General features: G+C 70.8%; 21 protein-coding genes. 3 read left to right on the top strand and 18 right to left on the bottom strand.

All coding sequences use genetic code 11. The features are described 5' to 3' along the window. Positions 1-62: 62 nt before the first annotated feature. Both BLT82_RS33195 and BLT82_RS33190 read right to left on the bottom strand, forming a co-directional pair. The gene (locus BLT82_RS33195) at positions 63-1,316 is read right to left on the bottom strand and encodes a LolA family protein (protein WP_093661671.1); all 1,254 of its coding nucleotides are present in this window, start codon (positions 1,314-1,316) and stop codon (positions 63-65) included. Between the two features lie 229 nt (positions 1,317-1,545). Beyond that, a complete protein-coding gene (locus BLT82_RS33190) occupies positions 1,546-2,556 on the bottom strand; it encodes a polyprenyl synthetase family protein (RefSeq protein ID WP_093661669.1) in 1,011 nt (336 codons plus the stop codon). A gap of 284 nt (positions 2,557-2,840) precedes the next feature. On the opposite strand from BLT82_RS33190, the gene BLT82_RS33180 reads away from it, so the two are divergent. Beyond that, entirely contained in the window at positions 2,841-4,982 is a 2,142-nt protein-coding gene (locus tag BLT82_RS33180) for a CocE/NonD family hydrolase (protein ID WP_093661665.1), read from the top strand. A 112-nt stretch (positions 4,983-5,094) separates the two neighbouring features. Continuing rightward, positions 5,095-6,324, top strand: coding sequence for a fumarylacetoacetase (gene fahA / locus BLT82_RS33175; protein WP_093661663.1), 1,230 nt, complete (start codon positions 5,095-5,097; stop codon positions 6,322-6,324). Positions 6,325-6,557: 233 nt separating this feature from the next. Here fahA and BLT82_RS33170 read toward each other — a convergent pair whose 3' ends face one another. From BLT82_RS33170 to BLT82_RS33100, 16 genes are all read right to left on the bottom strand, one after another. Further along, on the bottom strand, positions 6,558-6,908 hold the full coding sequence (locus BLT82_RS33170; RefSeq protein WP_093661661.1) for a hypothetical protein: 351 nt from the start codon (positions 6,906-6,908) through the stop codon (positions 6,558-6,560). A gap of 160 nt (positions 6,909-7,068) precedes the next feature. Continuing rightward, a complete protein-coding gene (locus BLT82_RS37415) occupies positions 7,069-7,218 on the bottom strand; it encodes a hypothetical protein (protein WP_167746151.1) in 150 nt (49 codons plus the stop codon). 163 nt (positions 7,219-7,381) lie between these two features. After that, positions 7,382-9,031 (bottom strand): NADH-quinone oxidoreductase subunit NuoN, encoded by a 1,650-nt coding sequence (gene nuoN / locus BLT82_RS33165; RefSeq protein ID WP_093661659.1) that lies wholly within the window; start codon positions 9,029-9,031, stop codon positions 7,382-7,384. Beyond that, on the bottom strand, positions 9,028-10,626 hold the full coding sequence (locus tag BLT82_RS33160; protein WP_093661657.1) for an NADH-quinone oxidoreductase subunit M: 1,599 nt from the start codon (positions 10,624-10,626) through the stop codon (positions 9,028-9,030). Before BLT82_RS33160 ends, nuoN begins: the two co-directional genes overlap by 4 nt. Before the next feature lie 5 nt (positions 10,627-10,631). Next, a complete protein-coding gene (gene nuoL, locus BLT82_RS33155) occupies positions 10,632-12,536 on the bottom strand; it encodes an NADH-quinone oxidoreductase subunit L (RefSeq protein WP_093661655.1) in 1,905 nt (634 codons plus the stop codon). Between the two features lie 14 nt (positions 12,537-12,550). After that, positions 12,551-12,850 (bottom strand): NADH-quinone oxidoreductase subunit NuoK, encoded by a 300-nt coding sequence (gene nuoK, locus BLT82_RS33150; protein ID WP_093661653.1) that lies wholly within the window; start codon positions 12,848-12,850, stop codon positions 12,551-12,553. Further along, positions 12,847-13,695, bottom strand: coding sequence for an NADH-quinone oxidoreductase subunit J (locus BLT82_RS33145; protein ID WP_093661651.1), 849 nt, complete (start codon positions 13,693-13,695; stop codon positions 12,847-12,849). Before BLT82_RS33145 ends, nuoK begins: the two co-directional genes overlap by 4 nt. Further along, entirely contained in the window at positions 13,692-14,333 is a 642-nt protein-coding gene (gene nuoI, locus BLT82_RS33140) for an NADH-quinone oxidoreductase subunit NuoI (protein ID WP_093661649.1), read from the bottom strand. Before nuoI ends, BLT82_RS33145 begins: the two co-directional genes overlap by 4 nt. Beyond that, complete coding sequence (gene nuoH / locus BLT82_RS33135) at positions 14,326-15,735, bottom strand: NADH-quinone oxidoreductase subunit NuoH (RefSeq protein ID WP_093661646.1); 1,410 nt, start codon at positions 15,733-15,735, stop codon at positions 14,326-14,328. Before nuoH ends, nuoI begins: the two co-directional genes overlap by 8 nt. Further along, entirely contained in the window at positions 15,732-18,260 is a 2,529-nt protein-coding gene (locus BLT82_RS33130; protein WP_093661644.1) for an NADH-quinone oxidoreductase subunit G, read from the bottom strand. Before BLT82_RS33130 ends, nuoH begins: the two co-directional genes overlap by 4 nt. Then, positions 18,257-19,621, bottom strand: coding sequence for an NADH-quinone oxidoreductase subunit NuoF (gene nuoF, locus BLT82_RS33125; RefSeq protein WP_093661643.1), 1,365 nt, complete (start codon positions 19,619-19,621; stop codon positions 18,257-18,259). Before nuoF ends, BLT82_RS33130 begins: the two co-directional genes overlap by 4 nt. Beyond that, a complete protein-coding gene (gene nuoE, locus BLT82_RS33120; protein WP_093661641.1) occupies positions 19,621-20,427 on the bottom strand; it encodes an NADH-quinone oxidoreductase subunit NuoE in 807 nt (268 codons plus the stop codon). Before nuoE ends, nuoF begins: the two co-directional genes overlap by 1 nt. Before the next feature lie 17 nt (positions 20,428-20,444). Further along, a complete protein-coding gene (locus BLT82_RS33115; protein WP_093661639.1) occupies positions 20,445-21,767 on the bottom strand; it encodes an NADH-quinone oxidoreductase subunit D in 1,323 nt (440 codons plus the stop codon). Next, positions 21,764-22,492 (bottom strand): NADH-quinone oxidoreductase subunit C, encoded by a 729-nt coding sequence (locus BLT82_RS33110; protein WP_093661637.1) that lies wholly within the window; start codon positions 22,490-22,492, stop codon positions 21,764-21,766. Before BLT82_RS33110 ends, BLT82_RS33115 begins: the two co-directional genes overlap by 4 nt. Before the next feature lie 91 nt (positions 22,493-22,583). Beyond that, positions 22,584-23,138: a NuoB/complex I 20 kDa subunit family protein gene (locus BLT82_RS33105; protein WP_093661635.1), complete on the bottom strand. Its 555-nt coding sequence runs from the start codon at positions 23,136-23,138 to the stop codon at positions 22,584-22,586. 14 nt (positions 23,139-23,152) lie between these two features. After that, positions 23,153-23,512: an NADH-quinone oxidoreductase subunit A gene (locus tag BLT82_RS33100; RefSeq protein WP_093661633.1), complete on the bottom strand. Its 360-nt coding sequence runs from the start codon at positions 23,510-23,512 to the stop codon at positions 23,153-23,155. Positions 23,513-24,204: 692 nt separating this feature from the next. Between BLT82_RS33100 and BLT82_RS33095 the strand changes: the two genes are divergently transcribed. Further along, on the top strand, positions 24,205-25,002 hold the full coding sequence (locus BLT82_RS33095; protein WP_093661631.1) for a C40 family peptidase: 798 nt from the start codon (positions 24,205-24,207) through the stop codon (positions 25,000-25,002). The last annotated feature ends 42 nt before the right edge of the window (positions 25,003-25,044 follow it).

Genomic DNA, 25,044 nt, shown 5'->3' with positions numbered 1-25,044 from the left:
GCACGGGCCGGGGCACGCACAGGGTGCGGGGCGCCCGTGGAGCGCCCCGCACCCGGGCCGTGCTACTTCGCCGCGTTCGCCGCCTTGACGAGGGCGTCCTGGGTGACCGCGCCGACGTACACCTTGCCGTCGTCGGTCATGAGGGCGTTGACCAGGCGGGTCTTGAAGACCGTGCCGCTGCCGAAGTCGCCCTTGACCCGGTCGCCGAGGGCGTCCAGGAACTTCTGGGCCTCCGGCGGGGCGTCGCCCGGCTTCGGCGCGGTGGAGCCCTTGCCGCCGGGGCCGGTGATCTCGGCGATGGCGGTCCAGCCCTCGCCGATGACGTTCACCGCCTGCCCGTCCTTGCCGGCCATGCCGTCCAGCCCCAGGCCCTCCAGGCCCTCAAGGCCCTCGGCGTGCTTGGGCGCCCCCTTGTCGCGGCTGTTGAGCTCGTCCGACTCGGTGACCTTCGCTCCCTTCGGCGGGGTGAAGTCGAAGGTCGACGCGGCGGGCCGGGAGAAGTCGACCTTGGTGAAGCCCGCGTCCACCACGGCCTTGCCGCCGCCGCTGGGCAGCAGGGTGAACTTCAGCGGCACGCCGTTCTCGGCGTCCACCGCGATCCTGACGGAGTCGACGGTGGAGCCGCTCTGCTTCGGCTTGACGAGCAGCTGGTAGGCGTCGCGGCCGGCGATCCGGGCCGTGCCGTCGACGGTCACCGAGGTGGTGTCGCCTGCGGCCTTCAGCACCTCGTCGGCGAGGGCCTTCGGGGTGGTGGGCAGGTCCTTCGGGGCCGGGTGCTCCCGCTCGGCGCCCGCCCCGTCGTCCTTGCCGTGGAAGACCTCGTTGGACTTGCTGTCGTACGCCCAGACGTCGGCGCCGTTGTGGATGAGGCTGTACTCGGCGGCGTCGCCCAGGATCGACAGCTTCTGCCGGTCCGGGCCGTCGGCCGCCACCCGCAACGTGTGCGTGCCGGACGCCAGCTCCATCAGCTTGGCGTCGGGCGAGGCGGACGAGCCGCCCTCGCCGCCTTCGGGCGCGAAGCCGGCCGCGGCGCCCCCGGCAAGTCCGCCGAGCGACGGGAGACCGAGGTCGGTGCTGATCTTGACGGTGCCGGACAGCTGCTCGGTGTCCGACGCTGCGATCCTGGCGATGAGTTCCTGCGCCGTGATGTCCGGCAGATCGGGGTCGCCGGACGCGGCGAGCGCCGGGACGAGCCCGATGGTCGCCGCGGCGACCCCCGCCACCGCGACCGGGACCGCGTAACGCGCCGCCTTGCGGCGAACGACGCTGCCCTCCCCGGCCTCATCGGTGGTCCGTGCGGTGTCGTTCGGTGCCATGGTGTGCCCTACCTCCGTGATCGGCGGCGTCGTCCGTCAAGTGCACGAGTCCACCCCGCGCCGCCATTCTCACCCGTATCGGTCGGTTCGGTGAGGAGTGGTTGTCTCCATCTGACCAAATCGGGCCGTCCCACGCGTCAGCCCCCGGGATCAACTCCGCGTACTGCTGCGGTATGACCCGAGGGCCGGTTCCGTCACCCGTCCAGTAGGGGTCGGAGGGGGCCGGGCGTCAGCCCGCGCGGTGGACCACCGCGTCGCACAGCTCCTCCAGCGCGGCCCTCGCGGTGCACTCGGGAAGCGCCGCCAGCATCGCGCGGGCCTCCTGCGCGTACCGCACGGTGTCCCGCCTGGCCTGTTCGAGGGCGGAGTGGACCCGCAGCCTCGCCAGCGCTTCGGCGTGCCGGGCGTCGTCCGTCAGATCACCGGCGAGCAGTTCCACCAGCTCGAGGTCCTCCGGCAGGCCGTGCGCGGACGCCTGCTCCTGCAGCCGGAGCACCGGCAGGGTGGCGATGCCCTCGCGCAGGTCGGTGCCGGGGGTCTTCCCGGACTCGTGCGAGTCGGACGCGATGTCGAGGACGTCGTCGGCGAGCTGGAAGGCGACACCGAGGCGCTCGCCGTACTGGGTGAGGACGTCGGTGACGCGCTCGTCCGCGCCCGACATCATCGCGCCGAAGCGGCAGGAGACGGCGACGAGCGACCCGGTCTTGCCCCGGAGGACGTCCAGGTAGTGCTCGACCGGGTCCCGGCCGTCGCGCGGGCCCGCCGTCTCCAGGATCTGGCCGGTCACGAGGCGTTCGAACGCCTCGGCCTGGATGCGGACCGCCTCGGGGCCGAGGTCGGCCAGGATGTGCGAGGCGCGGGCGAAGAGGAAGTCGCCGGTGAGGACTGCCAGGGAGTTCCCCCAGCGGGCGTTGGCGCTGGGCACCCCGCGGCGGACCTCGGCCTCGTCCATCACGTCGTCGTGGTAAAGCGTCGCCAGATGGGTCAGCTCGACGACGACGGCCGAGGGGACGACGCCCGGAGCGTCGGGGTCGCCGAACTGGGCCGCCAGCATCACCAGGAGCGGCCGGAACCGCTTCCCGCCGGCACGGACGAGGTGCTGCGCGGCCTCCGTGATGAAGGGCACCTCGCTCTTGGTGGCATCGAGCAGCCCCGACTCGACGGCCGCCAATCCGGTCTGGACATCGGCCTCAAGAGCCTGGTCCCGCACGCTCAGCCCGAACGGCCCGACGACGGTCACGAGAGGTACTCCTGTCTGCTGACGATCACACGGATTGTCGATGTGTCGCTGTCACCACTCAAGTCAGCGTATCCGGTCGCCTTTCGATCACCATGGGCGCCTTCCCGCCTCCCCCGGTATGTTCGTGATCAGCTCATACGACTGGATGTGAGAGCTTTGTCCAGAATCGCGACTGTGCCCGTCAGGACGTGCGCGGACCGGCCCGGCGAAGGCCGTCGCGTCCCCTTCCGCCGGGCGGGCGCAGGCACCCGGAGGGGTGTGCCGAGTCCGCCGGGGCCACCGTCATGAGGATCCGCAACGACTACCCGTACGAGACCCGCCGCGACGACGTCCGCATCCCGGTGCCCGACGCCTCGGGGGGCACGACCCTGCTGTACGGCCGCGTCTGGCGACCGGTCACCGACGAGCCCGTCCCTGCCCTGCTCGAATACCTGCCCTACCGGCTGAGCGACTGGACCGCGGCCGCGGACCGGCAGCGCCACCCCTGGTACGCGGGGCACGGCTACGCCTCCGTGCGCGTCGACGTCCGCGGCCACGGCAACAGCGAGGGCGTGCCCGGGGACGAGTACACGGCGGCGGAGCAGGCGGACGGGGCCGCCGTCGTCGAATGGCTCGCCCGGCAGCCGTGGTGCGCGGGCCGGGTGGGCATGTTCGGGGTGTCCTGGGGCGGCACCAGTGCCCTGCAGATCGCGGCGCTCGCACCGGAGCCGCTGAAGGCCGTCGTCACGGTCTGCTCCACCGACGACAGGTACGACAACGACGTGCACCGCATCGGCGGGGCCGTGGCCGCCGCCGGCACCGCTTCCCGGGCCGCGACCCTGCTCGCCTTCGGCGCCCGGCCGCCCGACCCGGTGTACGCCGGTGACGACTGGCGCGAACTGTGGCGGAGCCGGCTGGAGGCCCTCGAGCCCCTCCACCACAACTGGCTCGCCCACCGCACGCGGGACGAGTACTGGAAGCACGGCAGCATCTGTGAGGACTACGGCGCTATCCGGGCGGCGGTGCTCGCCGTCGGCGGCTGGCAGGACCCGTACCGGGACACGGTCCTCAGGCTCGTCGGCGAGCTGGACCCGGCGCGGACGCGGGGGATCATCGGGCCCTGGCCGCACGAGTACCCGGACCAGGAGCACACGCCGGGCCCCGCGATCGGCTTCCTCCAGGAGACGCTGCGCTGGTGGGACCACTGGCTGCGGGGCGACGCCACGGTGCGGGCCGGACGCGGCAGCGGCACGGACCGGCCGGTGACGGCCGGCACCTCCACCGGCCCGGGCACCGGCACCGGCACCGGCACCGACGGGGGAACGGGCGACGGCACGGGCACCCGCACGGACGCCGGTGTGATGGCGGAACCGCTGCTCCGCTTCTGGGTCACCGAGTCCCACGCGCCCGCGACGGCCTACGAGGAACTGCCCGGCCGCTGGGACGGCGAGCCCGTGTGGCCGTCCCCCAGGGTCACCCCGGTGGCGTACGCGTTCCGGGGCCCGCCGCCGCTCGTCGACTCACCGCAGCACACGGGGCTGGACGCCGGAAGCTTCACGCCCTCCGGTGAGGACGCCGACCTGCCGCCCGACCAGCGGGACGAGGACGCGAAATCCGTGAGCTTCGAGTTCGCGGTCACCGAGCGGACGGAGATTCTCGGACGGCCGCGCGTGACCCTGCGGCTGCGCCTGGACGCACCCCACGGACAGGTCGTCGCCCGCTTGTGCGACGTGGCGCCCGACGGCTCGTCGACGCTCGTGACACGGGGCGCGCTCGACCTCTCGTCCCGGGCCGGGCGGGACCGCGCGGACGACTGGCAGGCCGGCGCCACCGAGGACGTCTCCTTCGAGCTCGGCGCCGCCGGCCACGCCTTCGCCGCCGGACGGCGCATCAGGCTGGCCGTCTCCTCCGCCTACTGGCCCTGGATCTGGCCGCGGGCGGACTCCGCGGGCTTCACGCTCGACCCGGACGGCTCCTTCCTCGAACTCCCCGTCCGCGCCGCGCCCGAGGGCCCCAGGTCCGCCGGCACGATCGCCTTCGGGGAACCGGAGCACGCCGAACCGCTCGGCGTCGTCACGGCCGTCACACTGGATCCGCCGCGCCCCGGACGGCTGGTGGTCCGCGACGTCGCCAAGGGCGAATGGCGGCTGGAGCTCTCCCACGACCCCGGCACCCGCGTGCACCCGGACGGTCTCGAACACACCGAGAGGAGCGCGGAGTCGTACTCGATCAGGGAGCGGGACCCGCTGTCCGCGAGGGCCTGCACCGAGTGGACGATCCGCCTCCACCGCCCGGACCAGGGCTGGGACACCACGGTCGAGACCCGCTCCGAGATCGGCTGCGACGAGGAGGACTTCCTCACCACCGACGAGGTGGTGTGCCGCCACGGCCGCGAGGTGGTCTTCCACCGCACCTGGCAGAAGCGGATCCCGAGGACGGCGGGCTGACGGAACCACCGCGCCGGTCGGCCCCGTGCCGGGTGTCCGAGTGGGCCCTGACGCCGGCTGCACGGTCCACGTAACGTGTCCTCCACACACGTGGAAAGCGAGGCAAGCACCGATGCCCGAGCAGAGCCCGCTCGATCTGGCCGAGGGCGATCCCTTCGGCCCGCACAACCTCCCGTACGGCGTCTTCACCACGGCGGACGAGCCGGACCGGCGCCGGCTCGGGGTCCGGATCGGCGGCCACGTGCTCGACGCCGGCGCCGCGGCGCACACCCTCGGCTCCCCGTACGCGGCGCTGCTCGCCCAGCCGGGTCTCGGCCCGCTGCTCGCGGCCGGCCGCACCGCCTGGCGGGACGTGCGCCGAGCGCTCACCGCATGGGTCACGGTGCCGGCCCACCGCCGGGACATCGAGCCGCTGCTCCACCCGCTCGGCTCGGTGACCCTCCACCTCCCGTACGACGTCGCCGACTACGTCGACTTCTACGCCAGCGAGCACCACGCCACCAACGTGGGCCGCATCTTCCGCCCGGACGGCGAGCCGCTCACGCCCAACTGGAAGCACCTGCCGATCGGTTACCACGGCCGCTCCGGAACCGTCGTCGTCTCCGGCACCGAGGTCGTCCGCCCCTCCGGTCAGCGGAAGGCCCCCAGCGACCCGGCCCCCGTGTTCGGCCCGTCGGTCAAGCTGGACATCGAGGCCGAGGTCGGCTTCGTCGTCGGCACCCCGTCCGAGCTCGGCCGGCCCGTCCCGCTGAACGGGTTCCGCGACCACGTCTTCGGGCTCCAACTGCTCAACGACTGGTCCGCGCGCGACATCCAGGCCTGGGAGTACGTGCCCCTCGGCCCCTTCCTCGGCAAGTCCTTCGCCACCTCCGTGTCCGCCTGGGTCACTCCGCTGGAGGCCCTGGACGCGGCCCGGGTCTCCCCGCCCGCCAGGGACTTCGGTCTCCTGCCGTACCTCGACGATTCCGGCGACGAGGAGCCGGGCGGCTTCGACCTGCGTATCTCCGTCGCCATCAACGGGCAGATCGTGTCCGAGCCGCCGTTCGCCACCATGTACTGGACCGCGGCGCAGCAGCTGGCCCACATGACCGTCAACGGCGCCTCGCTGCGCTCCGGGGACCTCTACGGCTCCGGCACGGTCAGCGGCCCCGACGTCCACCAGCGCGGCTCGCTCCTCGAGCTCACCTGGAACGGCCGTGACCCGCTCGAGCTGCCCTACGGGAAGCGGACCTTCCTGGAGGACGGCGACGAGGTGACCATCACCGCATGGGCACCCGGTCCGGACGGCGTGAAGGTCGGCCTCGGCGAGGTCACGGGCCGGATCGCGCCCGCCGCCGGCTGAAGGGCTGCCCCGCCCTCGTGGCAGCAGGCCGGAGGCGCGGCTCGGGCCTCCGAGGCGGCGCGGTACTGCCGCGGCACCATCGGCGGGCAGGCGTCGGAGCCACCGGCGCCGGCCCGCCGAACGCCTTCCGGTGCACGCCGGCAGGGGGCGCTCACCGCTGCCCCCGCGGCCCGGGTGACGGCCACGAACGGCCGCGACGCCGAAAGTACGCAGGCCGGTGCAGGCCCGGAGCGTCACCAGTGATCGGCGAGTCTGAGCACCAGGACCAGTGACGCCGACACCAGGACCAGCAGGACCCAGACGGCGACCCACGGCCTGCGGCCGTTCAGCAGGTGCCGTACGGCCGCCGTTCCCTCGACGGCGGCCCCGGCCATGCCCAGGACGCCGATGACGGCCCCGGTCCAGTAGGCCCAGCCCTGTTCCCCGAAGAACCTCAGCAGCAGGAGCGCGGGGAGCAGCACCACCGTCGGCCAGGTGTCGGCACTGCTCGGGCGCTTGCGCCACTCCGATTGCCCGGGCTCCTGCCCCGGGTCGGGTCCGTCCTGCCCCACGGTGCCCTGCGTCTTCTCCGTTGAGGTGTCCACCTCGTCCCCCCGTGTCCGCGATCAAGGTTCGGCGCCTTGGAGGACGCCGAACCTTGATCGCGGGTTGCCCGGGACCGGCGGGAGAGGCCGGAGACGGGACGGACCGAGCCGGACGGGGAGGGGCGGCGGAAGGGTCCCGCTCGGCCCCGGTCAGGCCGGGTCAGGTCCGGTCGTCGGCGACGCGCTCGCCCTCGGCCTGGGACGGCGTGGTCCGGTCGACATCGGGGTGCTGTTCCTCTGTCGAGTCCCGGTCCTCGCCCTCGGCCTGGGAGGGGGTGGTGTACTCGGGCTCCTGGTACTGGTCGGTCATGACAATCCTCCTCGACCCGCCGGACCTCGCCCCATGACCGAGCGTAGTCGCTTTCGGGCGGCCCGGCCGGGTGGGCGTGGGCAGCGCGAGGGCCCGGCACCCCTCCGAGAGGTGCCGGGCCCTCGCGCCGACCGTGTGCGGGGAATCCCCCCGCGGCCCGCGCCTACCGCACGAACACGCTCGCCTGGCCCGCCAGGTCCAGGAAGTACTGCGGTGCCACACCGAGCACCAGCGTGACCGCGACGCCGACCGCGATCGTCGTCGTCGTCAGCGGGGACGGGACGGCTACCGTCGGGCCTTCCGGCTTCGGCTCGCTGAAGAACATCAGCACGATGACCCTGATGTAGAAGAACGCGGCGATCGCGGACGAGATCACACCGACCACGACCAGTGCTCCGGCGCCTCCCTCGGCGGCCGCCCGGAAGACCGCGAACTTCCCGGAGAAGCCCGATGTGAGCGGGATGCCGGCGAAGGCCAGCAGGAACACCGCGAAGACCGCCGCCACCAGGGGCGACCGCCTGCCGAGACCGGCCCACTTGGACAGGTGCGTGGCCTCGCCGCCCGCGTCGCGCACCAGCGTGACCACCGCGAACGCGCCGATGGTGACGAAGGAGTACGCGAGCAGGTAGAAGAGCACCGACGAGACACCGTCCGGGGTCACCGCGATGACACCGGCCAGGATGAAGCCGGCGTGTGCGATGGAGGAGTACGCGAGGAGCCGCTTGATGTCGGTCTGGGTGATGGCGACGATCGCGCCGCCCAGCATGGTGACGATGGCGATCGCCCACATGACCGGGCGCCAGTCCCAGCGCAGGCCGGGCAGCACCACGTACAGCAGTCGGAGCAGCGCGCCGAAGGCCGCGACCTTGGTGGCCGCCGCCATGAAGCCGGTGATCGGGGTCGGCGCGCCCTGGTAGACGTCCGGGGTCCACATGTGGAAGGGCACCGCGCCGACCTTGAAGAGCATCCCGGTCAGGATCAGCGCACCGCCGATGAGCAGCAGGGCGTCGTTGCCCATCGTGCCGGCGAGCGCCGGGTCGATGGTCTGGACCGTGCCGTCGACGACGTCCGCGATGCGCGCGTACGAGACCGAGCCCGCGTAGCCGTACAGCAGGGCGATGCCGAAGAGCAGGAACGCCGAGGAGAAGGCACCGAGGAGGAAGTACTTCACCGCGGCCTCCTGCGACATGAGCCGCTTGCGGCGGGCCAGTGCGCACAGCAGGTACAGCGGGAGGGAGAAGACCTCCAGGGCGATGAACAGCGTCAGCAGGTCGTTCGCCGCGGGGAAGACGAGCATTCCGGCGACGGCGAAGAGGGCCAGCGGGAACACCTCGGTGGTGGTGAACCCAGCCTTGACCGCCGCCTTCTCGCTGTCGCTGCCCGGCACGGAGGCGGCCTGTGCGGCGAAGGAGTCGACACGCTTGCCGTGCGCCGCGGGGTCGAGGCGGCGCTCGGCGAACGTGAACACCGCGACCAGCGAGGCCAGCAGGATCGTGCCCTGCAGGAACAGGGCGGGTCCGTCGACCGCGATGGCACCCATAGCCGCGATGTGCGCCTTGGTCGTGCCGTAGCCGCCGACGGCCAGGCCGACCACCGCGGCGAACGCGGCGGTCAGCGCGACGACGGCGAGGAACACCTGTGTGTAGTGGCGGCTCTTGCGCGGGACGAAGGCCTCGACCAGCACACCGAGGATCGCCGCGCCGACCACGATCAGCGTGGGCGCGAGCTGTGCGTACTCGATGTGCGGCGCCGGGATCTTGTCCAGCGGCTCGGCTGCCGTTGTCCACAGGCTGTGGACAGCTGTCGTGCTCACTTGGCCGCCTCCACCTCGGGCTGGGGGTCCTTCTTCTGGACGTCGGACATGGTGTGCTCGACGGCCGGGTTGACGATGTCCGTCAGCGGCTTCGGATAGACGCCGAGGAAGATCAGCAGCGCGATGAGCGGGGTGACCACCACCAGCTCGCGCAGTCGCAGGTCCGGCAGGGTCCGCACCTCCTCCTTCACCGGCCCGGTCATCGTCCGCTGGTACAGGACCAGCGTGTAGAGGGCGGCGAGCACGATGCCGAGGGTGGCGATGACGCCGACCACCGGATAGCGCGCGAACGTCCCGACGAGGACCAGGAACTCACTGACGAACGGCGCCAGTCCCGGCAGCGACAGGGTCGCCAGGCCGCCGATGAGGAAGGTGCCGGCGAGGATCGGCGCGACCTTCTGCACTCCGCCGTAGTCGGCGATGAGCCGGGAGCCGCGCCGCGAGATCAGGAAGCCGGCCACCAGCATCAGCGCGGCGGTCGAGATCCCGTGGTTGACCATGTACAGGGTGGCTCCGGCCTGGCCCTGGGTCGTCATCGCGAAGATGCCCATGATGATGAAGCCGAAGTGGGAGATCGACGCATAGGCGATCAGGCGCTTGATGTCGCGCTGCCCGACGGCGAGCAGCGCGCCGTAGACGATGCTGATCAGGGCCAGGGCCAGGATCACCGGGGTCGCCCACTCGGACGCCTCCGGGAAGAGTCCGAGGCAGAAGCGCAGCATCGCGAACGTGCCGACCTTGTCGACCACGGCCGTGATCAGCACGGCGACCGGGGCGGTCGACTCGCCCATCGCATTGGGCAGCCAGGTGTGCAGCGGCCACAGCGGCGCCTTCACCGCGAAGGCGAAGAAGAAGCCGAGGAACAGCAGCCGTTCGGTGTTGGTCGCCATCTCCAGCGTGCCGTTGGCGCGGGCCTCGGCGATCTCCGTCAGCGAGAAGTTCCCCGCCACGACGTAGAGCCCGATGACCGCGGCCAGCATGATCAGGCCGCCGGCCAGGTTGTAGAGGAGGAACTTCACGGCGGCGTAGGAGCGCTGGGCCGCGGCGTTCTCTTCGCCGCCCCCCGTCGCGGCAGCGCCTTGCCGGGCGGGTGCGGCACGGTCCCCGAAGCCACCGATGAGGAAGTACATCGGGATGAGCATGGCTTCGAAGAGGATGTAGAAGAGGAAGACGTCGGTGGCCTCGAAGGAGAGGATCACCATCGCCTCGACCGACAGGATCAGGGCGAAGAAGCCCTGCGTCGGCCGCCACCTCTGCGAATCGGTCTCGAGCGGATCGGCGTCATGCCAACCCGCCAGAATGATCACCGGGATCAGTACGGCGGTCAGCGCGATCAGCGCCACCGCGATCCCGTCCACGCCCAGTTCGTAGCGGACCCCGAAGTCCGCGATCCAGGCGTGGGACTCGGTGAGCTGGTAGCGGTCGCCGCCGGGCTCGAACCGTACGGCGATCACCGCCGCGAGCACGAGCGTGCCCAGGGAGACCAGCAGCGCCAGCCACTTGGCGGCGGTGCGCCGGCCGGCCGGGACGGCGGCGGTGGCGATCGCGCCGAGCGCCGGGAGCGCCGCGGTCGCGGTGAGGAGCGGGAAGGACATGTCGGTTACACCGCCCTCATCAGCAGGGTCGCGGCGATCAGCACCGCCGTACCTCCGAACATCGTGACCGCGTAGGTGCGGGCGTAGCCGTTCTGCAGTTTGCGGAGCCGGCCGGAGAGGCCGCCGAACGAGGCCGCCGTGCCGTTGACGACCCCGTCGACCAAACTGTGGTCCACGTACACGAGCGACCGGGTCAGGTGCTCCCCGCCACGGACCAGGACCACGTGGTTGAAGTCGTCCTGGAGGAGGTCGCGGCGGGCGGCCCGGGTGAGCAGCGAGCCGCGCGGCGGGGTGACCGGCACCGGGCGCCGGCCGTACTGGAGATAGGCGAGCGCGACGCCCAGAACCATCACGGCGACCGTCGCCGTCGTGACCGTGGCGGCACTGAGCGGCGAGTGGCCGTGCTCGAAGCTGGTGACCGGCTCGAGCCACTTCACGAACGACTCGTGCCAGGAGAACAACCCGCCGGCGAAGACCGAGCCGAAGGCGAGCACGATCATCGGGATCGTCATCGTCCTCGGCGACTCGTGCGGATGCGGCAGTTCGCCCTTGTCGTCGGGCTGCCAGCGCTTCTCGCCGAAGAAGGTCATCAGCATCACGCGCGTCATGTAGAAGGCGGTGATGGCAGCGCCCAGCAGGGCCGCGCCGCCGAGGATCCAGCCCTCGGTGCCGCCCTTGGCGAAGGCCGCCTCGATGATCTTGTCCTTGGAGAAGAAGCCGGACAGGCCCGGAAAGCCGATGATGGCGAGGTAGCCGAGGCCGAAGGTGACGAAGGTGATCGGCATGTACTTCCGCAGGCCGCCGTACTTCCGCATGTCCACCTCGTCGTTCATGCCGTGCATGACCGAACCGGCGCCGAGGAAGAGCCCGGCCTTGAAGAAGCCGTGGGTGACCAGGTGCATGATCGCGAAGGCGTATCCGATCGGGCCGAGGCCCGCCGCCAGGATCATGTAGCCGATCTGGGACATCGTCGAACCGGCCAGTGCCTTCTTGATGTCGTCCTTCGCACAACCGACAATCGCACCGAAGAGCAGCGTGACCGCGCCGACCGTGACGACCGCGAGCTGGGCGTCCGGGGCGGCGTTGAAGATCGCCCCGGAGCGGGTGATCAGATAGACGCCGGCGGTGACCATCGTCGCCGCGTGGATCAGGGCCGAGACCGGGGTCGGGCCCTCCATCGCGTCCCCGAGCCAGGACTGCAGCGGCACCTGGGCGGACTTGCCGCAGGCGGCGAGCAGCAGGAGCAGCCCCAGGGCGGTCAGCGTGCCCTCGGACGTCTCGCCCGTGGCCCCCAGCACCGGGCCGAAGGCGAAGGTGCCGAAGGTGGTGAACATCAGCATGATGGCGATGGACAGGCCCATGTCGCCGACCCTGTTGACCAGGAAGGCCTTCTTCGCCGCCGTCGCCGCGCTGGGCTTGTGCTGCCAGAAGCCGATGAGCAGGTACGAGGCGAGGCCGACGCCCTCCCACCCGACGTACAGCAGCAGGTAGTTGTCGGCGAGCACCAGCAGGAGCATCGCCGCGAGGAACAGGTTGAGGTAGCCGAAGAAGCGGCGTCGGCGCTCGTCGTGCTCCATGTACCCCACGGAGTACAGATGGATGAGCGAGCCGACGCCGGTGATCAGCAGGACGAAGGTCATCGACAGCTGGTCGAGTTGGAAGGCGATGTCCGCCTGGAAGCCGCCGACCGGGATCCAGCTGAACAGGTGCTGGTACAGGGTGCGGTCGTCGCCGGGTCGGCCGAGCATGTCGGCGAAGAGCACGACGGCGACGACGAAGGAGACGGCGGCGAGCGCGGTGCCGATCCAGTGGCCCGTGCGGTCGAGTCGGCGCCCGCCGACCAGCAGCACGGCCGCGCCGAGCAGGGGCGCCGCGACCAGCAGCGCGATCAGGTTCTCTGCGTTGTCCACGAGTCTGCGACCCCTTACAGCTTCATCAGACTGGCGTCGTCGACCGAGGCCGAGTGGCGGGAACGGAACAGCGACACGATGATCGCGAGCCCGACCACGACCTCGGCGGCGGCGACGACCATCGTGAAGAAGGCGATGATCTGGCCGTCGAGATTGCCGTGCATCCGGGAGAAGGCGACGAGCGCGAGGTTGCAGGCGTTGAGCATGAGCTCGATGCACATGAAGACCACGATCGCGTTCCGCCTGATCAGCACGCCTGCCGCGCCGATGGTGAACAACAGGGCGGCGAGGTAGAGATAGTTGACGGGGTTCACCGCTGGGCCTCCTGTCCGTCGCGCCGGCCGTCCCGGTCGAGCGCGTCCCGGTCGCGGCCGAGACGCTCCTCGGAGCGGCGCTCCAGCGCCTTGAGGTCGTTCAGCGCCTCACGGGACACGTCGCGGATCTGGCCGCGGGCGCGCAGCGTCTTGTTGACGGTGAGCTCCGACGGGGTGCCGTCGGGGAGCAGACCCGCGATGTCCACCGCGTTGTGTCGGGCGTACACGCCCGGGGCGGGCAGCGGCGGCAGGTGCTTGCCCTCACGCACGCGCTGCTCGGCCAGTTCGCGCTGGGTCCTCGCGCGCTCGGTGCGCTCCCGGTGGGTGAGCACCATCGCGCCGACCACCGCCGTGATGAGCAGGGCGCCCGTGATCTCGAAGGCGAAGACGTACTTGGTGAAGATCAGCGCCGCCAGGCCGTCGACGTTGCCCGCCGCGTTGGCCTCGCCGAGGCCGATGAAGGACCCGGGGCCCAGCGAGGCATGGCCGATGCCCGCGACCAGCAGGACGCCGAAGCCGATGCCGCAGAGGGCCGCCAACCAGCGCTGGCCCTTCAGGGTCTCCTTGAGGGAGTCCGCGGCCGTGACACCGACGAGCATGACGACGAAGAGGAAGAGCATCATGATCGCGCCGGTGTAGACGACGATCTGGACGACGCCCAGGAAGTACGCACCGTTGGCGAGGTAGAAGACCGCCAAGATGATCATGGTCGCGGCGAGGCACAGCGCGCTGTGCACGGCCTTCTTCATCAGGATGGTGCACAGCGCCCCGACGACGGCGACGGTGCCGAGCACCCAGAACTGCACGGCCTCGCCGGTGGAGGTCGCGGCGGCCAGCGCGCTCATGCGTCGACCTCCTTGTTCGCCGCCGGCTCCGCCGGCCCGAAGGAGGATGCGGCGTCCTGCGGCTTCTCCCCCTTCGACACGGCGACCTGGCGCTCGGTGCCCGGTGCGGCTTCGGTGACCAGCCCCCGGTAGTAGTCCTGCTCGTCCGTGCCGGGGTGGATCGCGTGCGGGGTGTCGACCATGCCCGGCTCGAGGCCCGCCAGCAGTTGCTCCTTGGTGTAGATCAGGTTCTCGCGGGAGCTGTCGGCCAGCTCGAACTCGTTGGTCATCGTGAGCGCCCGGGTCGGGCACGCCTCGATGCACAGCCCGCAGAGGATGCAGCGGGCGTAGTTGATCTGGTAGACGCGGCCGTACCGCTCGCCCGGCGAGTAGCGCTCCTCCTCGGTGTTGTCCGCGCCCTCCACATAGATGGCGTCCGCCGGACAGGCCCATGCGCACAGCTCGCAGCCGACGCACTTCTCCAGCCCGTCCGGGTGCCGGTTGAGCTGGTGCCGGCCGTGGAAGCGCGGCGCCGTCGTCTTCTGCTGCTCCGGGTACTGCTCGGTCAGCCGCTTCTTGAACATGGCCTTGAAGGTCACGCCGAAGCCGGCGACCGGGTTCTGGAACGCCTCCCCGGAATCCTTGGGTCGCTCAGACACCGTCAGCCTCCTTTCCGTCACGAGGACCGTCACTGTCAGTATTCGTGCCGCCACTGACAATCAGCTCGCGGTCGCGGCGGGGCCGCCTGCGCGGAGCCTGTGGCAGCACCTGTCCGGGCAACGGGGGCACCGGGAAACCGCCGGCCATCGGGTCGAACGCGCCGGGCACCCCGCCCTGTTCGGCCTCGGCGGCCTCCGCCGCCTCCGCCTCGGCCCGTTCCCTCCGGCCGCGGAAGAGGTCCGCGACGAAGGACAGCAGCAGGACGGCGAGGACCGCGCCGCCGACGTACAGCACGATCTGCGAGAAGTCGCGACCGTCGTTGCGCAGCGCCCGTACGGTCGCGACGAGCATCAGCCAGACGACCGAGACCGGGATGAGCACCTTCCAGCCGAGCTTCATCAGCTGGTCGTAGCGGACGCGCGGAAGCGTGCCGCGCAGCCAGATGAAGAAGAAGAGCAGCAGCTGCACCTTGACGACGAACCAGAGCATCGGCCACCAGCCGTGGTTCGCACCCTCCCAGAAGGTGCTGATGGGCCACGGGGCCCGCCAGCCACCCAGGAAGAGGGTGACGGAGACCGCCGCGACGGTGACCATGTTGACGTACTCGGCGAGCATGAACATCGCGAACTTGATCGACGAGTACTCGGTGTTGAAGCCGCCGACGAGGTCGCCCTCGGACTCCGGCATGTCGAACGGGGCCCGGTTGGTCTCACCGACCATCGTCACGATGTAGATGAGGAACGAGACCGGCAGCAGCAGGACGTACCAGCGGTCCGCCTGCGCCTCCACGATCGTCGATGTCGACATCGAGCCGGAGTAGAGGAAGACGGAGGCGAACGCAGCACCCATGGCGATCTCGTACGAGATCATCTGCGCGCAGGAGCGCAGTCCGCCGAGCAGCGGGTACGTGGAGCCGGACGACCAGCCGGCGAGCACCATGCCGTAGATGCCGACCGAGGCCACCGCGAGGATGTAGAGCATCGCGATCGGCAGGTCGGTGAGCTGCATCGTGGTCCGCTGGCCGAAGATCGAGATCTCGTTGCCGGCCGGGCCGAACGGGATGACGGCGATGGCCATGAAGGCCGGGATGGCCGCGACGATCGGCGCGAGGACGTAGACCACCTTGTCCGCGCGCTTGACGATCACGTCCTCCTTGAGCATCAGCTTGACGCCGTCCGCGAGGGACTGGAGGAGGCCCCACGGTCCGTGCCGGTTGGGGCCGATGCGCAGCTGCATCCAGGCGACGACCTTGCGCTCCCACACGATGGAGAACAGCACGGTCACCATCAGGAAGGCGAAGCAGAAGACCGCCTTGACGACGACGAGCCACCAGGGATCCCGCCCGAACAGCGAGAGGTCCTCCGCCGCGAGCAGTGTCTGGTCGAGGAGATCCGGGTTCACGCGCGCACCTCCGGTACGTCGTCGGGGCCGGCGGTCCCGGGGCCGGCCGTTGCGACCGGGCCGACGCGGACGAGCCGGCCGGGCGTCACGCCCGTGTCGCTCAGCACGCCGCCGCCGGCCGAGTTGAGCGGGAGCCACACCACGCGGTCGGGCATCTCGGTCACCCGGAGCGGGAGTCGGACGGAACCGGAGGGCCCGCTGACTGCGAGCAGATCGCCGTCCTTGACCCCCGCCTCGGCCGCGGTGGCGGCGGAGAGCCGGGCGACGGCCGCGTGCCGGGTACCGGCCAGCGCCTCGTCGCCCTCCTGGAGGAGCCCCTGGTCGAGCAGGAGCCGGTGGCCGGCCAGGACCGCCTCGCCCGCACCGGGGCGGGGCAGCGGCCGGGCGGATTCGGCGGGCTGGTCCGCCCGGGGGCCGGTCCAGGCACCGAGCCGGTCCATCTCGCGCCGCACCGACCGGAGGTCCGGGAGGGCGAGATGCACGTCGAGCGCGTCGGCGAGCATGTGCAGCACGCGCGCGTCGGCGGGCGGCAGCGTGCGGGTCATCTGGTCCGGCTTCAGCGCGGCCTCGAAGAGCCGTGCCCGGCCCTCCCAGTTGAGGAACGTACCGGGCTTCTCGGCGACGGCCGCGACCGGGAAGACCACGTCGGCCCGCGAAGTGACCTCGGAGGGCCGCAGCTCCAGCGAGACCAGGAAGCCGACCGAGTCGAGTGCCTCCCGGGCACGTGCCGGGTGGGGCAGATCGGCGACCTCGACACCAGCGACGACCAGGGCGGCCAGTTCGCCGTTGGCGGCGGCCTCCACGATCTGCCCGGTGTCCCGTCCGTAGCGGTGGGGCAGTTCGCGTACGCCCCAGGCCGCCGCGGTCTCCTCGCGGGCCCGGGGATCGGTGGCGGGGCGGCCGCCGGGCAGCAGCGACGGGAGGGCGCCCGCCTCGATCGCGCCGCGCTCACCGGCCCGGCGCGGGATCCAGACCAGCTCGGCACCGGTCGCCGCGGCGGTGCGCGCGACCGCGCTCAGGGCGCCCGGTACTCCGGCCAGCCGCTCGCCGACGACGATCACGGCGCCTTCGGCCCGCAGCGCCTCGGCGGCGATGACGCCGTCCCCCTCGGGACCGGTGCCGGACGCGAGGGCGTCGAGCCAGTCGGTCTCGGTGCCGGGGGCCGCCGGCAGCAGCACGCCCCCGGCCTTCACCAGCCCGCGGGTGGCGTGGGTGGCGAGGGCGAACGTCCGCTGGCCGTGCTTGCGTGCCGCCTTGCGCAGCCGGAGGAAGACGCCGGGGGCCTCCTCCTCCGACTCGAGGCCCACGAGCAGCACCGCCGGGGCCTTCTCCAGGGAGGTGTAGGTGACGCCCTCGCGGTCGAGGTCCCGGCCGTGGCCGGCGACCCGGGCGGCCAGGAAGTCTGCCTCCTCCGCGGAGTGGACCCGGGCCCGGAAGTCGATGTCGTTGGTGTCGAGGGCGATCCGGGCGAACTTGGCGTACGCGTAGGCGTCCTCGACGGTCAGCCGGCCGCCGGTGAGCACCGCGGCCCGGCCGCGGGCGGCCGCGAGGCCGGCGGCCGCCGCCTCCAGGGCCTCCGGCCAGCTCGCGGGCTCCAGCTCACCGCTCTCCTTGTTGCGGACGAGCGGGGTGGTGAGCCGGCCGCGCTGCTGGGCGTAGCGGAAGCCGAACCGCCCCTTGTCGCAGATCCACTCCTCGTTGACCTCGGGGTCCTCGGCGGCGAGCCGCCGCATGACCTTCCCGCGCCGGTGGTCGGTGCGGGTGGCGCAGCCCCCCGCGCAGTGCTCGCAGACGGACGGCGACGACACGAGGTCGAAGGGCCTGGAGCGGAACCGGTAGGCCGCCGAGGTCAGCGCGCCCACCGGGCAGATCTGGATCGTGTTCCCGGAGAAGTAGGACTCGAAGGGGTCGCCCTCGCCCGTGCCGACCTGCTGCAGCGCGCCGCGCTCCAGGAGCTCGATCATCGGGTCGCCCGCGATCTGGTTGGAGAAGCGGGTGCAGCGCGCGCACAGCACGCACCGCTCGCGGTCGAGCAGCACCTGGGTGGAGATGTTGACCGGCTTCTCGTAGGTCCGCTTCCTGCCCTCGAAGCGGGACTCGGCCTGGCCGTGCGAGACGGCCTGGTTCTGCAGCGGGCACTCGCCGCCCTTGTCGCAGACCGGGCAGTCGAGCGGGTGGTTGATGAGCAGCAGCTCCATCACGCCCTTCTGCGCCTTCTCGGCGGCGGGCGAGGTGAGCTGCGACCTGACGACCATGCCGTCGGTGCAGGTGATGGTGCAGGAGGCCATCGGCTTGCGCTGGCCCTCGACCTCGACGATGCACTGCCGGCAGGCGCCGGCCGGGTCGAGGAGCGGGTGGTCGCAGAACCGGGGGATCTCGATGCCGAGCTGCTCGGCGGCCCGGATGACCAGGGTGCCCTTCGGCACGGAGATCTCGACCCCGTCGATGGTCAGCGTGACCAGGTCCTCCGGCGGGACCGCGGCGCTCCCGCCGCCGGCGGACGCGGCGGACGTGGTGACGGTCATGCGTCCACCTCCAGGTTCGACACGGCCCAGGCCGTGGACTTCGCGGGGTCGAACGGGCAGCCCCGGCCGCTGATGTGCTGCTCGTACTCGTCGCGGAAGTACTTCAGCGAGGAGAAGATCGGCGCGGCGGCACCGTCGCCGAGCGCGCAGAACGACTTGCCGTTGATGTTGTCGGCGATGTCGTTCAGCTTGTCGAGGTCCTCCGGCGAGCCCTTGCCGGCCTCGATGTCGCGCAGCAACTGGACCAGCCAGTAGGTGCCCTCGCGGCATGGCGTGCACTTGCCGCAGGACTCGTGGGCGTAGAACTCGGTCCAGCGGGTCACGGCCCGGACGACGCAGGTCGTCTCGTCGAAGCACTGGAGCGCCTTGGTGCCGAGCATCGACCCGGCGGCGCCCACGCCCTCGTAGTCCAGCGGCACGTCGAGGTGCTCGTCGGTGAACATCGGGGTGGAGGATCCGCCGGGGGTCCAGAACTTCAGCCGGTGGCCCGGGCGCATTCCGCCGCCCATGTCGAGCAGCTGGCGCAGGGTGATCCCGAGCGGGGCCTCGTACTGGCCGGGGCGGGCGACATGGCCGCTCAGCGAGTACAGCGTGAAGCCGGGGGACTTCTCGCTGCCCATCGAACGGAACCATTCCTTGCCCTTGTTGAGGATCGCGGGAACGGAAGCGATGGACTCGACGTTGTTCACCACGGTGGGGCAGGCGTACAGACCGGCGACCGCGGGGAAGGGCGGGCGCAGCCTGGGCTGTCCGCGCCGGCCCTCGAGGGAGTCCAGCAGGGCGGTCTCCTCGCCGCAGATGTAGGCGCCGGCGCCGGCGTGCACGGTGAGTTCGACGTCGAGTCCGCTGCCGAGGATGTTCTTGCCGAGGTAGCCGGCGTCGTACGCCTCCCGGACGGCCTCGTGCAGCCTGCGCAGCACGGGGACGACCTCGCCGCGCAGATAGATGAAGGCGTGGGTGGACCGGATCGCGTAGCAGGCGATCACGATGCCCTCGATGAGGGAGTGGGGATTGGCGAAGAGGAGCGGGATGTCCTTGCAGGTGCCCGGCTCCGACTCGTCGGCGTTGACGACGAGGTAGTGCGGCTTGCCGTCGCCCTGCGGGATGAACTGCCACTTCATCCCGGTGGGGAAGCCCGCGCCGCCGCGGCCGCGCAGCCCGGAGTCCTTCACGTAGGCGATCAGGTCGTCGGGGGCCATGGCGAGGGCCTTGCGCAGTCCCTCGTAGCCCTCGTGCTCGCGGTAGGTGTCCAGGGTCCAGGACTCGGGCTGGTCCCAGAAGGCGGAAAGGACGGGCACGAGCAGCTTCTCGGGGCTGGTCTCGCCGCCGGCCTCCGGCCCGTACTCGGTGGACACGGTCATCACTCCCCCTCCTCGGAAACCGGGCCGGCCGGGTGGGCCGGGTCGGACGCCGACGTGTCCTGTGGTGCGTCGTGCGAGCTGAGGTGCTCGCCCGGCGGCTCGTCCCGCGGTGCGGCGCCGCGCGGGTGGACGACCCGCGGCTGGGGGGCCTCGCCCTTGGCCAGCTGGAGGCCGACGAGGGACGCGGGGCCGGCCCCGCCGGTGGCCTCGACGGCACCGGGGCGCTCGTCGGGGAAGCCGGCCAGGATGCGGGCGGTCTCCTTGAACGTGCACAGCGGGGCGCCGCGGGTGGGTTCGACGGGCCGCCCGGCCCTCAGGTCGTCGACCAGCCGGCGTGCCGACTCCGGGGTCTGGTTGTCGAAGAACTCCCAGTTGACCATCACGACGGGGGCGAAGTCGCAGGCCGCGTTGCACTCGATGTGCTCCAGGGTGACCTTGCCGTCCCCGGTGGTCTCGCCGTTCCCCACGCCGAGGTGTTCCTTGAGGCCGTCGAAGATCGCGTCGCCGCCCATCACGGCGCAGAGGGTGTTGGTGCAGACGCCGACCTGGTAGTCGCCGGACGGCTTGCGGCGGTACATCGAGTAGAAGGTCGCGACCGCGGTGACCTCCGCCGTCGTCAGATCCAGCACCTCCGCGCAGAACCGCATGCCGGTGCGCGTGACGTGGCCCTCCTCCGACTGCACGAGGTGCAGCAGCGGCAGCAGCGCCGACCGGCTGTCCGGGTAGCGGCCGATGATCTGCCGGGCGTCCGACTCCAGCCTCGTGCGCACCTCCGCCGGATAGTCGGGGGCGGGGAGCTGGGGCATCCCGAGCGATACGTCTGTCACCGGTCGACGCCTCCCATCACGGGGTCGATGGACGCGACGGCGACGATGACGTCGGCGACCTGGCCGCCCTCGCACATCGCCGCCATGGCCTGCAGATTGGTGAACGACGGGTCGCGGAAGTGGACCCGGAAGGGGCGGGTGCCGCCGTCCGAGACGACATGGACGCCGAGCTCTCCCTTGGGGGATTCGACGGCCGCGTACGCCTGTCCGGGGGGGACCCGGAAGCCCTCGGTCACCAGCTTGAAGTGGTGGATCAGGGCCTCCATGGAAGTGCCCATGATCTTCTTGATGTGGTCGAGGGAGTTGCCGAGGCCGTCCGGCCCGAGCGCGAGCTGTGCGGGCCAGGCGATCTTCTTGTCCTCGACCATCACCGGGCCGGGTGCGAGCCGGTCCAGGCACTGCTCGACGATCCGCAGCGACTGACGCATCTCCTCCAGCCGGATGAGGAAGCGTCCGTAGGCGTCGCAGGTGTCCGCGGTCGGGACGTCGAACTCGTAGTTCTCGTAGCCGCAGTACGGATCGGTCTTGCGCAGGTCGTGGGGGAGGCCGGTGGAGCGCAGGATCGGGCCGGTCGCGCCGAGGGCCATGCAACCGGCGAGGTCGAGGTGGCCGATGTCCTGCATCCGGGCCTTGAAGATGGGGTTCCCGGTGGCGAGCTTGTCGTACTCGGGAAGGTTCTTCTTCATCTTCTTCACGAACTCGCGGATCTGGTCCACGGCGCCCGGGGGCAGGTCCTGGGCGAGACCGCCGGGGCGGATGTACGCGTGGTTCATCCGCAGGCCGGTGATCAGTTCGTAGATGTCGAGAATGAGTTCACGATCACGGAATCCGTAGATCATGATCGTGGTCGCGCCCAGCTCCATGCCGCCGGTGGCGATGCACACCAGGTGGGAGGAGAGCCGGTTGAGTTCCATGAGGAGCACGCGGATGACCGAGGCCCGGTCGGGGATCTGGTCCTCGATGCCGAGGAGCTTCTCCACGGCGAGGCAGTACGCCGTCTCGTTGAAGAACGGCGTCAGGTAGTCCATGCGTGTGACGAAGGTGGTCCCCTGCGTCCACGTCCGGTACTCGAGGTTCTTCTCGATTCCGGTGTGCAGGTAGCCGATGCCGCAGCGGGCCTCGGTGACCGTCTCGCCGTCGATCTCGAGGATCAGCCGGAGGACACCGTGGGTGGACGGGTGCTGGGGACCCATGTTGACGACGATGCGCTCGTCGTCGGCCTTGGCCGCGGTCTCGACGACCTCGTCCCAGTCACCGCCGGTGACCGTGTAGACGGTCCCCTCGGTGGTCTCGCGCGAGCTTGCCGATGAGGTGGTCACGAGTACGACCTCCGCTGGTCCGGAGCCGGGATCTGGGCGCCCTTGTACTCGACGGGGATGCCGCCGAGGGGGTAGTCCTTGCGCTGCGGGAAGCCCTGCCAGTCGTCCGGCATCATGATCCGGGTGAGGGCGGGGTGCCCGTCGAAGACCAGGCCGAAGAAGTCGTAGGTCTCGCGCTCGTGCCAGTCGTTGGTCGGATAGACCGCGACCAGCGACGGGATGTGCGGGTCCGCGTCCGGGGCGCTGACCTCCAGGCGGATCAGCCGGCCGTGGGTGAGCGAGCGCAGGTGGTAGACCGCGTGCAGTTCGCGGCCCTTGTCGCCCGGGTAGTGGACTCCGCTCACCCCGGTGCACAGCTCGAAGCGGAGCGCCGGGTCGTCGCGCAGCGTCCTGGCGACCCGGACGAGGTGCTCGCGGGCGATGTGGAAGGTGAGCTCGTCGCGGTCGACGACGGTCTTCTCGATCGCGCTCTCCGGGAGGAGGTCCTGCTCCTCCAGGGCGCCCTCGAGTTCGTCGGCGACCTCGTCGAACCAGCCGCCGTAGGGGCGGGTGGCGGCGCCGGGCAGCCGGACGGAGCGGACGAGTCCGCCGTAGCCGGAGGTGTCGCCGCCGTTGTTGGCGCCGAACATGCCCCGCTGGACGCGGATCTCCTCGCCGTGCTCACCACGCTGCCCGGGCAGGTTCTGCTCGGAGAGCTCCTTCTCCGGGTTCGGCTGGTCGGTCACGCGTGCACCCCCTTGATCTCTTCTCCGCCCGCACGGCGCAGGGGTGCGGGTTTCGTCGTCGTCTGCGGCCCGGTGGCCGTGCTCGCGTCGCTCACCGGAGCAGCCCCTTCATCTCGATCGTCGGGAGCGCCTTGAGGGCCGCTTCCTCCGCCTCGCGGGCCGCTTCCTCCGCGTTCACTCCGAGCTTGGAGGTCCGGATCTTCTGGTGGAGCTTGAGGATCGCGTCCATCAGCATCTCCGGCCGAGGGGGGCAGCCGGGCAGATAGATGTCAACGGGGACAATGTGGTCAACACCCTGCACAATCGCGTAATTGTTGAACATTCCACCTGAAGATGCGCAAACCCCCATGGAAATCACCCACTTGGGATTGGGCATCTGGTCGTAGACCTGCCGCAGGACGGGCGCCATCTTCTGGCTCACCCGGCCGGCCACGATCATCAGGTCGGCCTGACGGGGCGAGCCGCGGAAGACCTCCATGCCGAACCGGGCCAGGTCGTAGCGTCCGGCGCCGGTGGTCATCATCTCGATGGCGCAGCAGGCGAGGCCGAAGGTCGCGGGGAAGACGGATGCCTTGCGCACCCAGCCCGCCGCCTGCTCGACGGTGGTCAGCAGAAAACCGCTCGGCAGCTTCTCTTCGAGTCCCATTGCTCCTCAGCCCCTCAGTCCCATTCCAGGCCGCCGCGCCGCCAGACGTAGGCGTAGGCGACGAAGACGGTGAGCACGAAGAGCAGCATCTCCACGAGCCCGAAGATCCCCAGGGCGTCGAAGGTGACGGCCCATGGATAGAGGAAGACGATCTCGATATCGAAGATGATGAAGAGCATCGCCGTCAGGTAGTACTTGATCGGAAAGCGGCCCCCTCCGGCCGGCGTGGGCGTCGGCTCGATACCGCACTCGTAGGCCTCGAGCTTCGCGCGGTTGTACCGCTTCGGGCCGACGAGCGTGGCCATGACCACGGAGAAGATCGCAAAGCCTGCCCCTAGGGCGCCGAGCACGAGGATGGGCGCGTAGGCATTCACGCTCCTCGCTCCTTCCAGTCGTCCTTGACCGTTGGACCGCACCGGGTCTCGCCTCGCCGCCCCGCGAAGATCATGCTCATGTGAGGCAGTTCACAAGCCCGACTGCTCCGCATCCTATGCCCGCCGGTCTGTGATCTGCGACACGGGGTACGCAACGACTTTGTGATCTCCACCACCTGACGAAGGATCATGAAGTCGGATGAGCGGTGATCTTCACACGGGAAGCGCACGAGCGACTACAAAAGGTGACCATTTCGATCGTTACCGCTGGTCAGAGGCCGGGCTCACTAGCAGGAGCGACGGCGCCCAGGCAAATTGGCGATGGACCGGACCGGGTGATAGAGGACGGCCTTCACTCACGCGAGGGGTGGCGCGGACCGAAGTGGACGCGTGCACACGTTCACGAGCGCTCCAGGGCGTCGCCGGCGGTGACCAATCTGTGACCTGCGCCACTCGGGCCGCCGCCCGGAAACCCGGGGCTTGGCCATCGGTGTGAAGGGGTGGTAAGCGAAGGGCAATCCGGACCTTTTTACGAAAGCCCATGATCACAGCCCTGATCACGCCTGCCCGTTTTGCCCGTTACGGCGTCAATAAAGGCGTCACGCCGGTGGATTCGGGCGCTCCCGGCGGCAACTGTGGTGGAAACCACGTTTCTTGAAGGGAACCGTGGAGCCCTGATAGCGGTTGTACCCATGTCCCACACCGCTCACATACGTAGCCACCGGAAGCCCCGCCGCAGCTCCTCGAAGCTCGCGCTGCGCGCCGGAGTTGCCGGTGGCGTCCTCAGCACCATCGCGGTGGCCGGAAGCGCCGGGCCGGCGAACGCCGAGCCGGTGACCGAGACCATCGAGATGCCCGCGCTCACCTTCGACAGCCCGCAGCTCGCCGGCGCGGTCGCCCTCTCCGCCGAGGCGACCCAGCAGGCGGCCCTGGACCTCGATCTGCAGACCCAGGAGAACGCCGCGGCCGCCAAGGCCGCCAAGGCCGCGAAGAAGGCCAAGGCCGAGGCCGAGCGCAAGGCCGAAGCGGAGCGCAAGGCCGAGGAGGCCGCCCGCGCCGCCGCCGAGGAGCGGTCCTCCCGCTCCTCCGAGCGCACGACCCTCTCCGGCGCCTCGCAGAGCGTCTCCAACGCGTCCGGCTCCGCCGGGACCGTCGTCGCCTTCCTGAAGGCCCAGCTCGGCGACGCCTACGTCATGGGCGCCACCGGCCCCAACTCGTGGGACTGCTCCAGCCTGGTCCAGGCCGCCTTCCGCCAGGTCGGCATCGACCTGCCGCGCGTCTCCCAGGACCAGTCGCTGGCCGGTACCCAGGTCTCCCTGGACAACCTCCAGGTCGGCGACATCCTCTACTGGGGCGGCGCCGGCTCCGCGTACCACACCGGTGTCTACATCGGCGACGGCAAGTACCTCGACGCCGCCAACCCGAGCAAGGGCGTCGTCATCCAGGAGCTGTCGGGCTACCCGGCGAGCGGCGCCGTTCGCGTCCTCTGAGCGGTTCTCGTAGCACTTCACCCGGAACGCCCGCTTCGTTCC

This window comes from Streptomyces wuyuanensis (genome assembly GCF_900103455.1).
In the GTDB taxonomy this organism is placed as follows: domain Bacteria; phylum Actinomycetota; class Actinomycetes; order Streptomycetales; family Streptomycetaceae; genus Streptomyces; species Streptomyces wuyuanensis.
Note: the sequence above shows the minus strand (reverse complement) of the source record. Positions and strands in the feature narration are given on the sequence as shown.

Bases quoted from the DNA above. Each gene is read 5' to 3' on its own strand.
- BLT82_RS33195 (WP_093661671.1), bottom strand. From the start codon at position 1,316: ATGGCACCGAACGACACCGCACGGACCACCGATGAGGCCGGGGAGGGC.
- BLT82_RS33180 (WP_093661665.1), top strand. From the start codon at position 2,841: ATGAGGATCCGCAACGACTACCCGTACGAGACCCGCCGCGACGACGTC.
- fahA (WP_093661663.1), top strand. From the start codon at position 5,095: ATGCCCGAGCAGAGCCCGCTCGATCTGGCCGAGGGCGATCCCTTCGGC.
- BLT82_RS37415 (WP_167746151.1), bottom strand. From the start codon at position 7,218: ATGACCGACCAGTACCAGGAGCCCGAGTACACCACCCCCTCCCAGGCC.
- BLT82_RS33160 (WP_093661657.1), bottom strand. From the start codon at position 10,626: ATGTCCTTCCCGCTCCTCACCGCGACCGCGGCGCTCCCGGCGCTCGGC.
- BLT82_RS33145 (WP_093661651.1), bottom strand. From the start codon at position 13,695: ATGAGCGCGCTGGCCGCCGCGACCTCCACCGGCGAGGCCGTGCAGTTC.
- BLT82_RS33130 (WP_093661644.1), bottom strand. From the start codon at position 18,260: ATGACCGTCACCACGTCCGCCGCGTCCGCCGGCGGCGGGAGCGCCGCG.
- nuoF (WP_093661643.1), bottom strand. From the start codon at position 19,621: ATGACCGTGTCCACCGAGTACGGGCCGGAGGCCGGCGGCGAGACCAGC.
- nuoE (WP_093661641.1), bottom strand. From the start codon at position 20,427: ATGCCCCAGCTCCCCGCCCCCGACTATCCGGCGGAGGTGCGCACGAGG.
- BLT82_RS33105 (WP_093661635.1), bottom strand. From the start codon at position 23,138: ATGGGACTCGAAGAGAAGCTGCCGAGCGGTTTTCTGCTGACCACCGTC.
- BLT82_RS33095 (WP_093661631.1), top strand. From the start codon at position 24,205: ATGTCCCACACCGCTCACATACGTAGCCACCGGAAGCCCCGCCGCAGC.